The sequence below is a fragment of the Aeromonas sp. HMWF015 genome (genome assembly GCF_963878965.1).
GTDB classification, from domain to species: Bacteria; Pseudomonadota; Gammaproteobacteria; order Enterobacterales; family Aeromonadaceae; genus Aeromonas; species Aeromonas veronii.
This window is the reverse complement of record NZ_CAWNZT010000270.1, coordinates 1-10,336: the sequence shown is the minus strand read 5'-3', so window position 1 is coordinate 10,336 and position 10,336 is coordinate 1. Positions and strand designations below refer to the sequence as shown.

The following is a 10,336-nucleotide window of genomic DNA, read 5'->3' as shown; positions in this document are numbered from 1 at the left end:
CCCCAACCGGCGCTCCATCCTTCTGACAGGAGGGCCACGCCATGCATCAACTACAACTGATCGACCAAGACAGCCGGCTACTGGATGACCTGGTAAACACCGTTATCTCCCCTACTCTTTCCCGCTCAGCAAAGCTCGCAGAGATCAGCCGTATCCTGGCCCACTTCGATCTGCCTATCGAAGCGCCCACGATTAGCGGCCAACTCTGGAGTGCTACAGAGATTGGCAAAGAACTGGGGGTGAGCGCCCAAGCCATCGGCAGGCTGGCCAACCAACACAATCTGAAGATCCCTGAACTTGGAGAGTACCGCCTTGACCAAGCGGTTCACTCGCGCAAGCAAGTGCAGACCTTCTACTACAACAAACTCGGGCGTCACCGGCTTGAGTCTCTTCTAATCGCGAGGACCACATGCAAAGGAATTACATCTATCCGTGCGCAAGATGGGTAAGGCCACGTCTTTTTGAAGCGCTGACAGGTATGACCGAAAAGGCAGCAGAGGGGCGCCGCCTTAAGGGGGAATGGCCCGAAGGAATAATCTGGAAATATGGTCCTGATGGTCAGGTTCGCTACAGCATCGAGGAGTACGACAAGTGGGTAGAGTCAGCACAATAGAAAACCACGCCTCGCTGATAGCGGGGCTTACCGGGGTCGAGTTGCATGGCAACAAGATTCGGATCTGCTTCAGCTACAAGGGGCGCCGGTGCAGAGAAACATTGGATGTCCCCATCACGAAGGTAAACGTCAAATTCGCAGCGAACAAACTCGCTGCGATCAAACATGAAATCGCCCTTGGTAACTTTGACTATGCAAAACACTTCCCCAACTCCAAGGCGTTGGCCCGCCTGGGGGTGCGTACAACCACCAGAATGACACTGGCTGAGGCTGCAGTTGCCTTTGTTGAGAGCGCAGGGCCAACCATAGGCATATCGACAAAGCGCTCATATAGCAGCGCGTTCAAAAGGATGACCGAGTTTCTCGGCCGCGATATGCCAATAGCTGACATGCTGCCAATGCATATTGAAAGACTGCGCAACCAACTGCTCATCGATTGCCGGCCAAGAACAGTGAGAACCTATCTTGGCCATATCGGAAACCTGCTGAAATGGGCTGCGCGAAATGAGCTTGTTGAGCGAGCATTCGACGTGCGAGTGGCCGCTGCTAGGCTGAACAGCGAAAAGAGCGCAGATCCTTTCGAGCACTGGGAGTTCCAAAAGCTAATCGAGGTCACAACGAATCGGCAATTTAAGAACATATTGCTGGTCCTTGCCTACACCGGGCTCCGGCCCGGTGAGCTGAGGGCATTAAGCTGGGGTGACATCGATTTTGAAAAGAAGATCCTGCACGTGCGCCGAAACCTTACTCAGCAAAAGATGCAATTCAAGCTACCGAAGACAAACAGGACAAGAACAGTTCATCTTTTGCCCCCTGCACTGAACGCGCTGCAGGATCAATTCAAGATAACTGGGGCACTTTTGGACGCAGAGATTGACATGCACCTACCAGGTGGCATGATCGTGCGCCAAACATTGCGCCCAGTCTTCCGACCAACCAAAGTTGTGCCGGACAGGCCACCTTTTTACTCTGGTGTTTTCCTGGTGGCCCCATGGCAGGCAGCAATCAAGAAGTCTGGGGTTCGTTATCGCCGGGCCTACCAACTTAGGCATACTTATGCCAGTTGGAACATCACCGCTCACGGAAACCTTGCGTTCATAGCTGAACAGATGGGTCACAACTCTGCAAGAATGTTGCAAGAGGTCTATGGAAAATGGATCGAATCGGCCAGCCGAAGTGAGGTCGATTCTATCTGGAGTTCGATGCAAAAAAATGGGCATTTGCCCCAATAGCGCCCCCGAATTTTCAACCAGTGCAATAATGCGCTGATAATTAAGGAATTTTTTAACACACTATGCTTAGTAGCAACAACATCACCATGCAGTTCGGCGCCAAGCCGCTGTTTGAGAACATCAACGTCAAGTTTGGCGGCGGCAACCGCTATGGCCTTATCGGCGCCAACGGCTGTGGCAAGTCCACCTTTATGAAGATCCTCGGCGGTGATCTGGAGCCCACTGGCGGTAATGTGAGCCTGGACGTCAACGAGCGCATCGGTAAGCTGCGTCAGGATCAGTTCGCCTACGAAGATATGCGCGTACTGGACGTGGTCATGATGGGTCACACCGAGCTGTGGGCGGCCATCGCCGAGCGCGATGCCATCTACGCCAACCTCGAAGCCACCGACGATGACTACATGAAGGCTGCCGAGCTGGAAGGTCTGGTCGCCGAGTATGACGGCTATACCGCCGAATCTCGCGCAGGTGAACTGCTGCTGGGTGCCGGTATTCCCATCGAGCAGCACAACGGCCCGATGAGCGAAGTGGCCCCGGGCTGGAAACTGCGTGTGCTGCTGGCACAGGCGCTGTTCTCCAACCCCGACATCCTGCTGCTGGACGAACCGACCAACAACCTGGATATCAACACCATTCGCTGGCTGGAGCAGGTGCTCAACGAACGTGAAAGCACCATGATCATCATCTCTCACGACCGTCACTTCCTGAACTCCGTTTGTACCCACATGGCGGATCTGGACTACGGCGAGCTGCGCGTCTACCCGGGCAACTACGATGACTACATGCTGGCCGCCACTCAGGCGCGCGAGCGTCTGCTGGCCGACAACGCCAAGAAGAAGGCCCAGATCGCCGATCTGCAATCCTTCGTCTCCCGTTTCAGTGCCAACGCCTCCAAATCCAGCCAGGCGACCTCTCGTCTCAAGCAGATCGACAAGATCAAGATTGAGGAAGTGAAGGTCTCCAGCCGTCAGAACCCCTTCATCCGCTTCGAGCAGGAGAAGAAGCTCTACCGCAACATTCTGGAGATCGAAGGCCTGTCCAAAGGTTATGGTGAGGCGCCCCTGTTCAAGGGCCTCAACATGATGCTGGAAGTGGGTGAGAAGGTCGCTATTCTGGGTACCAACGGTATCGGTAAATCGACCCTGATCAAGACGCTGGTCGGGGATCTGGCACCGGATACCGGTACCATCAAGTGGTCTGAGAACGCCCAGATCGGTTACTACGCTCAGGATCACGCCGAAGATTTCGACACCGACCTCAACGTGTTCGACTGGATGGCCCAGTGGAAACAGGATAACGAAGACGAGCAGGCTGTGCGCTCAGTATTGGGTCGTCTGCTCTTCTCCCAGGACGACATCAAGAAGCCGGTCAAGGTGCTCTCCGGTGGTGAACAGGGCCGCATGCTGTTTGGCAAGCTGATGATGCAGCGCCCCAACATCCTGATCATGGATGAGCCGACCAACCACCTGGACATGGAATCTATCGAATCCTTGAACCTGGCACTCGAGATGTACAAGGGCACCCTGATCTTCGTCTCCCACGACCGCGAATTCGTCTCCTCTCTGGCGACCCGCATCCTGGAGCTGAGCGAAGATGGTATCCGCGACTTTGGCGGCACCTATGAGGATTACCTGCGCACCCAGGGCGTGGTGTAACCCCGCTCCTGCGCAAGTGCGCAATGCAAAACCGGCACTCAGGTGCCGGTTTTTTTATATTCCGTATTTAGACGACTGAGATGGCGTATAGCAGTGGGTGACTACACGCCAGAGAGCAGAGAGCAGAGAGCAGAGCTTGAGTATCCCCCCTCTTGCCCACAGATAAAAAAACGGCTCCATCAAGGAGCCGTTTTCAATGGATTGCGCAGTGCCGATTACTCGACGGTCGCTTCCACACTGGTGAAGTACTCGATCTTGGCTGCTTTGCGCAACTCGTCGATCAGAGACTTGTAATCCACCTGGGCTTTGCCCTGACCCAGCTGAGCTTGCAGCATGGCGGCCATACCGGATGCAGCGGCAGGGACGTTGACCTTGTCCAGCGCAACCACAACGCGGTCACCATTGGTCTCGGCAACCAGAGCCACACTCGGCTTGCCGTCGATCGGATGGGGCAGCGTGAACGCCTGGGCAATCAGGTTCTGATCCAGCTCGCGATCGAAGCGGGCAACCCCTTTGTGGGTCTCCACTTTCAGACCGAGTGCAGTCAGATCGGCGGTGATGCTCTCACCGACTTTCAGCTTGTCCAGCAGGCCCTGGGCCTTGCCACGGGCCACTTCGCTAGCCTTGTCATGCTTGATGGTGGCAATCACCTGCTCTTTCACCTCGGCCAGCGGCTTGACCGCTTTGGGCTTGTGACCAGTGATGTGCAGCACCAGCGCCTTGCCGTCAGCCAGCTCGATCACGTCGGAGTTGGTATTGTCATCGCGCAGCTGTTCGGAGAACGCAACAGAGAGCACCTTGGGATCGTTCAGCGGAGCCGGAGCAGTCGCTTGGGTGAAGAAATCGGAAGATTGAACCTTCATCCCCATGGCGTCAGCGGTCAGATCCAGCGAGTCCGGGTTTTCGAAGCTGTTGTCAGCCATCTTCTGCTGCTCGGCGAAGAACTTCTCCTTGGCCTTGTCAGCTTGCAGACGAGTGATGGTCTCTTCTTTCACATCGGCAAACGGCTTGGTCTGGGCTGCTTCAACCCCCAGCAGCTTGATGATGTGGAAACCGAACGGGCTCTTCACCACGCCGGAGAGATCGCCAGCCTTGTTCAAGGCGAACGCGGCTTTCTCGAAGGCCGGATCCATCACCCCTTTCTCAAACCAGTCCAGCTCGCCGCCTTTTTTGGCAGAGAAGGTATCGGAAGAGTCAGCCTTGGCCAGCGCAGCGAAATCATCACCTGCCTTGGCTTTGGCCAGCACGGCTTCTGCTTTCTGCTCGGCCGCTTTCTCGTCCTTGCCAAACGGGATCAGGATATGAGCCACATGGCGACGCTCGGCACGCTGGAACAGATCCTGGTGCTGATCGTAGTAATCCTGGGCATCCTGCTCGGTGACCTTGATATCCTTAGCGAGGTTGGCGGCGTCCAGCAGCAGATAGTCGACCTTGACCTGCTCGTCGTTCATGAAACGGGCGCCATTGGTCTTGTAGTACTGCTCAAGCTCGTTGTCGGAGACCTGAACGTCAGCCATGTAGTTGGCGGCAGCCAGACGCACCAGACGCAGATCGCGAGTCTGGTTGTAGAGCTTGTCGAGCTGCTCCGCTTCGCCCTTGAGGGAGAATTCGGTGCCCAGCAGGGCGCTCATCAACTGTTGACGCACCATGTCCTGACGCAGGGAGTCACGGAACATTTCGGGAGTCATGCCGGCACGACGGATCAGCTGCAGATAGCGGTCATTGTTGAACTTGCCGTTCTCGGCAAACTCCGGCATGGCCACGATGGCTTGCTTGATCTGTTCGTCACTGATGCGCAGACCCAGTTCACGGGCCTTGCTGTCCAGCAGCGCCTGATCGATCAGGCGATCCAGTACGCCACGGCGGAACTGTTTCATGTAATCGGGGTTCGCGGCCAACTGGCTGAATGCCTCTCCCATCTGGGATTCCATGCGGGCGCGCTCGTTACGGTAGGCATTTTCCAGTGCCGCAGCACTGATCTCGGTGCCATTGACGGTGGCGGGGGCGGTACGGGCCGGGCCGTTCAGGTAACTACCTACACCAGCCAAGGCAAAGGAGAGGATGATCAGGCCCAAGATAACCTTGGCTACCTTGCCCTGCGCCCCTTCGCGTAGTTTATCCAACATCATGTTTGTACTTATGCTCCCGAACTCGATGGGCGTAAACAATAAAAAGGCGCACCGATTGCGATGCGCCTTGGTCAATCAGTATGAGAGAAGACTCTCTAACTTGTCTGGTCTGCGACCAAGGACGGTAGCCGACGGATATCAGCGACCGGCTTAGTTAACAGCGTCTTTCAGGGCCTTACCGGCTTTGAAGGCAGGAACTTTACCAGCAGCGATTTCGATGGTCGCGCCAGTCTGCGGGTTACGGCCTGAACGGGCAGCACGCTCGCGTACAGCGAAAGTACCGAAACCAACCAGAGCAACCTGGTCACCCTCTTTCAGCGCTTCACCAACAGCATCAATGAAGGCATCCAACGCACGGCCAGCGGCAGCTTTGGAGATATCGGCACCGTCTGCAATCTTGTCAATCAGTTGAGATTTATTCACTCTTATATTCCCCTTTTATCAAACACCGCTGCGGCGCTGATTTCCCTGGCCACAACAAGTGGAGGTTTTATAGCAAGCCTCCTGATCAGTTGCAAGTGACAATCTGGCGCAAACCCGCGCCACACAACGCATTGCGACTCATCACGAGTACCCGATCGGTGGTCAAGGCTACTTCCGTTATCGGGCGCATGCAAGCCTTAACCACCCGCCGAATGCGCCAAATTTGCGGCGCATCAACATTTACACGACAGAAACGCGCTCAAACCCCTGTGGATTGTCCTGCAACGCCAATTCCAGCACCTCGTCAATCCAGCGAACCGGATAAATTTCAAGGTCTTGTTTGACGTTTGCCGGGATCTCCTCAAGGTCACGCTCGTTCTCTTTCGGAATAAGCACTCGCTTGATGCCGCCACGATGGGCTGCCAGCAACTTCTCCTTGAGACCACCGATGGGCAGCACTTCGCCGCGCAAGGTGATCTCCCCTGTCATAGCCACATCAGCACGAACCGGATTACCGGTCAAGCTGGAGACCAGGGCGGTACACATGGCGATACCGGCGCTCGGACCATCTTTCGGGGTGGCCCCTTCCGGTACGTGCACGTGGATATCGCGCTTCTCGTAGAAGTCGGCGTTGATGCGCAGCTTCTCGGCACGGGCCCGTACGACCGTCATGGCCGCCTGGATCGACTCCTGCATCACGTCACCGAGAGAACCGGTATAAGTGAGCTTGCCCTTGCCCGGCATGTTGGTGGTCTCGATGGTGAGCAGATCGCCCCCCACTTCGGTCCACGCCAGACCACACACCTGACCCACCTGGTTCTGGTCGGTGGCCTTGCCGTAATCGAAACGCTGCACCCCGAGGAACTCCTTGAGGTTCTCCTGATTGACCTGAACATGCTTGATGCTCTTGTCCAGCAGGATACGCTTGACCGCCTTGCGACAAATCTTGGAAATCTCGCGCTCCAGACTCCGCACACCCGCCTCGCGGGTGTAGTAGCGGATCACTCCGACCAAGGCAGAATCTTCGATGGTGATCTCGGACTCTTTCAGGCCATTGCGCTGGATCTGCTTGGCAACCAGATGCTGCTTGGCAATGTTGAGCTTCTCATCTTCGGTGTAACCGGAGAGGCGGATCACTTCCATCCGGTCCAGCAAGGGGCCCGGGATGTTCATGGAGTTGGAAGTAGCCACGAACATGACGTCCGACAGGTCATAATCCACTTCCAGATAGTGATCGTTGAAGCTGTTGTTCTGTTCCGGATCCAGCACTTCCAGCAAGGCGGATGCGGGATCGCCACGCATGTCCGAGCTCATCTTGTCGATCTCGTCGAGCAGGAACAGCGGGTTCTTCACGCCGACTTTCGCCATCTTCTGGATGAGTTTGCCGGGCATGGAACCGATATAGGTACGGCGGTGACCGCGGATCTCCGCTTCGTCACGCACCCCACCCAAGGCCATCCGCACATATTTGCGGCCTGTCGCCTTGGCGATGGATTGGCCCAGCGAGGTCTTGCCCACACCGGGAGGCCCAACCAGACAGAGGATGGGGCCCTTGAGCTTGTTCACCCGTGCCTGTACCGCCAGATATTCGAGGATGCGATCCTTGACCTTCTCGAGGCCATAGTGATCGGCATCCAGCACCTCTTGCGCCTTGCCAAGGTCTTTCTTGACCTTGGAGCGCGCCTTCCAGGGCACCTGTACCATCCAGTCCACATAGCTACGAACCACGGTAGCCTCGGCGGACATGGGAGACATCATCTTCAGCTTGGCAAGCTCGGCCTGGGCCTTTTCACGGGCATCTTCCGGCATGCCAGCCTCTTCAATCTTGCGATTGAGGGCTTCAAACTCATCCGGGCTATCTTCCAGCTCACCCAGCTCTTTCTGGATGGCCTTCATCTGCTCGTTGAGGTAATACTCGCGCTGGCTCTTTTCCATCTGCTTCTTGACGCGAGTACGGATGCGCTTCTCGACCTGCAGCAGGTCAATTTCCGACTCCATCATCGCCATCAGGAATTCGATGCGCTCGGAAACCGAGACGATCTCCAGCACCTTCTGCTTGTCTTCCAGCTTGAGCGGCATGTGGGCCGCCATGGTGTCAGCCAGACGCGCAGCATCATCGATCGCCGAGATCGAGGTCAGTACCTCGGGCGGGATCTTCTTGTTGAGCTTGATATAGCCTTCAAACTGGCCGATGGCGGAGCGAACCAGTACTTCCTGATCCTTCTCCTCAATGGCTTGGGAGGGGATGTACTGGGCCTCGCAGACAAAGAAATCCTTGTCGTCGATCATCCGCTCCAGGCGGGCACGCTGCCCACCCTCTACCAGCACCTTGACGGTGCCGTCCGGCAGCTTGAGCATCTGCAGAATATTGGCCACTGTCCCGACGGTGAAGATCTCCTCCACCGTTGGCTCATCGGTTGACGCATCCTTCTGGGCCACCAGCAGAACTTTCTTGTCCTGCTCCATGGCCGCTTCCAGACAGCGAATGGATTTTTCCCGCCCCACAAAGAGTGGAATGACCATGTGGGGATAAACCACCACGTCACGAAGAGGCAGGACGGGAATCTCGATGCGTTCTGAACGCTCTAGGTTCATATATGTCCTCTCGGCTTGTTATACCGTTGGCAAAGCGCTTGGCTGAGTATATGGGGGCGCTGAGATGAGATTCAATCGCCGAAACCGTAAAAAGCATGAAAGGGGCAAAAAGCCCCTTCCATTCGATTAAAAATCAGACATTTACTCTGATGCAGCAGCCTGGGTTTCGGGATTTTCGTAGATCATCAAGGGCGCGGAGTCCCCTTTGATCACGGTCTCGTCGATCACCACCTTGCTGACCCCTTCCAGAGAAGGCAGGTCATACATGGTATCCAGCAGCACGGCTTCCACGATGGAACGCAGACCACGAGCACCGGTTTTACGCTCCATCGCCTTGCGGGCAATGGCGTTGAGTGCGTCGTCACGGAACTCCAGCTCGACCCCTTCCAGATCGAACAACGCCGCGTACTGTTTGGTCAGCGCGTTTTTCGGCTCTTTCAGGATCTGGATAAGGGCAGACTCGTCCAGCTCGGTCAGGGTCGCGACCACCGGCAGGCGGCCGATGAACTCGGGGATCAGACCATACTTGATCAGATCTTCCGGCTCTACCTTGGCGAAGGTCTCACTCAGGGTGGCCTTGGCATCCTTGGATTTCACCTCGGCGCCAAAACCGATACCGGTTCCCTTCACGGAACGCTGCTCGATCACCTTGTCCAGACCGGCAAAGGCACCGCCACAGATGAAGAGGATCTTGGAGGTATCAACCTGCAAGAACTCCTGCTGCGGATGCTTGCGACCACCTTGCGGCGGCACGGAAGCAATTGTCCCTTCGATCAGCTTGAGCAGTGCCTGCTGTACCCCTTCCCCGGAGACATCACGGGTAATGGAGGGGTTGTCCGACTTGCGGGAGATCTTGTCGATCTCGTCGATATAAACGATGCCACGCTGGGCCTTCTCTACGTCGTAGTCGCACTTTTGCAGCAGCTTCTGGATGATGTTCTCCACGTCCTCACCCACATAACCGGCTTCGGTCAGGGTGGTTGCATCGGCCATGGTGAACGGCACATCCAGCAGACGAGCCAGAGTCTCGGCCAGCAGGGTTTTGCCGCTACCGGTCGGGCCAATCAGCAGGATGTTGGATTTACCGAGCTCCACACCACTGTTTTCGCCGCTGTTGCGCAGACGCTTGTAGTGGTTGTAGACGGCAACGGCCAACACCTTCTTGGCGTACTCCTGCCCGATCACATAGTCATCGAGATGAGCGCGGATCTGATGAGGGGTCGGTAGCTCGTTACCATCGCGCTTGGGCGAGATCTCGCGGATCTCTTCGCGGATGATGTCGTTGCACAGCTCGACGCACTCATCACATATGTAGACGGAAGGGCCAGCGATCAGCTTGCGCACTTCATGCTGGCTTTTGCCGCAAAAAGAGCAGTAGAGCAGCTTATCACCCTCACCCTTGCGTTTCTCTGTCATTCAGCAACCTCGTTTTATCAATAGAGGATGGATCGGCCTGTTGAGTTTACAACAGACCGGGACACCCTGCTCAGCTACGCTGGCTCAGGACACCGTCAACCAGACCATAGGCCACAGCCTGCTCGGCGGACATGAAGTTGTCACGATCGGTGTCACGCTCGATGGTAGCCATGTCCTGACCGGTGTGGAACGCCAGGCGCTCGTTCAGGGTATTTTTGATCTTCAGGATCTCCTGGGCGTGGATCTGGATATCAGATGCCTGCCCCTGGAAGC

9 protein-coding genes are annotated in these 10,336 nt (G+C 56.2%); 4 read left to right on the top strand and 5 right to left on the bottom strand.

All coding sequences use genetic code 11. From position 1 onward, the window contains the following. Positions 1-41 precede the first annotated feature (41 nt). The 4 genes from AACS18_RS14240 to AACS18_RS14225 all read left to right on the top strand — a co-directional run bounded on the left by AACS18_RS14240 (position 42) and on the right by AACS18_RS14225 (position 3,500). Complete coding sequence (locus tag AACS18_RS14240) at positions 42-449, top strand: hypothetical protein (protein ID WP_108612502.1); 408 nt, start codon at positions 42-44, stop codon at positions 447-449. A gap of 29 nt (positions 450-478) precedes the next feature. Beyond that, positions 479-613 carry a hypothetical protein gene (locus AACS18_RS14235; protein WP_258228712.1) on the top strand — a complete coding sequence of 45 codons (135 nt, stop codon included), beginning with the start codon at positions 479-481 and terminating at the stop codon, positions 611-613. Next, on the top strand, positions 592-1,845 hold the full coding sequence (locus AACS18_RS14230) for a site-specific integrase (protein ID WP_108612501.1): 1,254 nt from the start codon (positions 592-594) through the stop codon (positions 1,843-1,845). Before AACS18_RS14235 ends, AACS18_RS14230 begins: the two co-directional genes overlap by 22 nt. 62 nt (positions 1,846-1,907) lie before the next feature. Next, positions 1,908-3,500 (top strand): ABC-F family ATPase, encoded by a 1,593-nt coding sequence (locus AACS18_RS14225; RefSeq protein ID WP_005336974.1) that lies wholly within the window; start codon positions 1,908-1,910, stop codon positions 3,498-3,500. A 215-nt stretch (positions 3,501-3,715) separates the two neighbouring features. Here the strand turns inward: AACS18_RS14225 and ppiD are convergent, their stop codons facing one another. From ppiD to AACS18_RS14200, 5 genes are all read right to left on the bottom strand, one after another. Then, complete coding sequence (gene ppiD, locus AACS18_RS14220) at positions 3,716-5,629, bottom strand: peptidylprolyl isomerase (RefSeq protein ID WP_181363285.1); 1,914 nt, start codon at positions 5,627-5,629, stop codon at positions 3,716-3,718. A gap of 150 nt (positions 5,630-5,779) precedes the next feature. Beyond that, positions 5,780-6,052, bottom strand: a complete 273-nt coding sequence (hupB, locus tag AACS18_RS14215) for a nucleoid-associated protein HU-beta (RefSeq protein WP_005315375.1) — start codon at positions 6,050-6,052, stop codon at positions 5,780-5,782. A 240-nt stretch (positions 6,053-6,292) separates the two neighbouring features. After that, positions 6,293-8,647, bottom strand: coding sequence for an endopeptidase La (gene lon, locus AACS18_RS14210; RefSeq protein WP_005336976.1), 2,355 nt, complete (start codon positions 8,645-8,647; stop codon positions 6,293-6,295). A 141-nt stretch (positions 8,648-8,788) separates the two neighbouring features. Further along, positions 8,789-10,063: an ATP-dependent protease ATP-binding subunit ClpX gene (gene clpX / locus AACS18_RS14205; protein ID WP_005336977.1), complete on the bottom strand. Its 1,275-nt coding sequence runs from the start codon at positions 10,061-10,063 to the stop codon at positions 8,789-8,791. Between the two features lie 70 nt (positions 10,064-10,133). Then, a partial coding sequence (locus tag AACS18_RS14200) for an ATP-dependent Clp protease proteolytic subunit (RefSeq protein WP_181363284.1) occupies positions 10,134-10,336 on the bottom strand: 203 nt, incomplete at its 5' end.

Coding starts and splice junctions, on each gene's coding strand:
- clpX (WP_005336977.1), bottom strand. CDS start 10,063: ATGACAGAGAAACGCAAGGGTGAGGGTGATAAGCTGCTCTACTGCTCT.
- lon (WP_005336976.1), bottom strand. CDS start 8,647: ATGAACCTAGAGCGTTCAGAACGCATCGAGATTCCCGTCCTGCCTCTT.
- AACS18_RS14240 (WP_108612502.1), top strand. CDS start 42: ATGCATCAACTACAACTGATCGACCAAGACAGCCGGCTACTGGATGAC.
- AACS18_RS14235 (WP_258228712.1), top strand. CDS start 479: ATGACCGAAAAGGCAGCAGAGGGGCGCCGCCTTAAGGGGGAATGGCCC.
- AACS18_RS14225 (WP_005336974.1), top strand. CDS start 1,908: ATGCTTAGTAGCAACAACATCACCATGCAGTTCGGCGCCAAGCCGCTG.
- ppiD (WP_181363285.1), bottom strand. CDS start 5,629: ATGATGTTGGATAAACTACGCGAAGGGGCGCAGGGCAAGGTAGCCAAG.